The sequence below is a fragment of the Cellulomonas sp. P4_D11 genome, from assembly GCF_056401915.1.
This window is the reverse complement of the sequence record NZ_JBFUIK010000079.1, coordinates 1-513: the sequence shown is the minus strand read 5'-3', so window position 1 is coordinate 513 and position 513 is coordinate 1. Positions and strand designations below refer to the sequence as shown.

General features: G+C 64.3%; 2 protein-coding genes. Both read right to left on the bottom strand.

Going from position 1 to position 513, the window contains the following annotated elements:
• The coding region (locus AC1DT4_RS20255; RefSeq protein WP_477091554.1) for an ATP-binding cassette domain-containing protein at positions 1–226 on the bottom strand (226 nt) is incomplete at its 3' end.
• A partial coding sequence (locus AC1DT4_RS20250; protein ID WP_477091553.1) for an ABC transporter permease subunit occupies positions 223–513 on the bottom strand: 291 nt, incomplete at its 5' end. The genes AC1DT4_RS20250 and AC1DT4_RS20255, both read right to left, overlap by 4 nt.

The following is a 513-nucleotide window of genomic DNA, read 5'->3' as shown; positions in this document are numbered from 1 at the left end:
TGGCGGTCGGCAAGGTGGTGATCGGCTGGCCGTCGAGTTCGATGGTGCCTTCGTTCTGCGTGAGCTCGCCCATCAGCTGCGAGATCAGCGTCGTCTTGCCGGCACCGTTGGGGCCGATCAAAGCGTGGATCTCGCCGGGCTTCACGGTCAAATCGACATGGTCGGTGGCCAGCAGGCCGCCGAAGCGCTTGACCATGCCCTGGACGTTGAGGACAGGAGTGGTCATGCGCGCCTCCCGAGCATACGGGCACCAAGCGCCTGGACGCCGCCTTGGGTGTAGAGCACGACAAACAGCAGGATCAGTCCAAGGCCCAGCTGCCAGTTCTCCGTCCACGATGCGAGGATGGATTCAAGCACGATGAACACGGCGGCACCGAGCAGCGGGCCAAACAACGTGCCGACGCCGCCCAGGATGACCATGACCATCAGCTCGCCCGACTTGGTCCAGTGCATCATGTCGGGGCTGGCATAGCGCAGGAAATTGGCCATCAGCGCGCCGGCAAGGCCGCAGCC